The sequence below is a fragment of the Xanthomonas sp. LF06-19 genome, from assembly GCF_034105425.1.
Classification (GTDB): Bacteria; Pseudomonadota; Gammaproteobacteria; order Xanthomonadales; family Xanthomonadaceae; genus Xanthomonas_A; species Xanthomonas_A sontii.
This window is the reverse complement of the sequence record NZ_JAXGGH010000028.1, coordinates 1-520: the sequence shown is the minus strand read 5'-3', so window position 1 is coordinate 520 and position 520 is coordinate 1. Positions and strand designations below refer to the sequence as shown.

At 62.1% G+C, this 520-nt stretch carries 1 protein-coding gene; it reads left to right on the top strand.

Going from position 1 to position 520, the window contains the following annotated elements; translation table 11 throughout:
• Positions 1-520, top strand: a 520-nt coding sequence (locus SLW55_RS20580) for a transposase (RefSeq protein WP_320745643.1), incomplete at both ends; no start/stop codon positions are given.

Here is a 520-nt window from a genome sequence, read left to right as displayed (position 1 = left end):
GGCAGCAGATCGGCGATCCTCTGGCTCTGCTGTCACGGCATATCGACTTTGCCGGGATTGCTCACGCCGTAGACGCGAAGCTGTCCTTGGGTACTGGCAAGCGCGGTGGCCGTCCAGCTTGGCCGACGCAGGTGATGATCAAGCTGCTGCTGTTGCAGCAGTTGTACAACCTCTCCGACGATGCGCTGGAGTACCAAGTGCTGGATCGGCGCAGCTTCCAGCAATTCCTCGGACTGGAACACAGCGGCAAGGTGCCCGACGCCAAGACGATCTGGGTGTGGCGCGAACGGCTCAAGACCAAGGATCTGATGGGCGACATCAGCGCGGCGATCGGTGAGCAATTGCAACGTGCCGGGTTCGTTGCCCGCGGCGGTCAGATCATCGACGCCAGCATCGTCAGCGCTCCGATCCAGCGCAACACGCGCGAAGAGAACGCGCAGATCAAGCAGGGCGATGACGTCGGCCAGGACTGGAGCGATGCCAAGCGTGCGCAGAAGGATATGCAGGCACGTTGGACCAG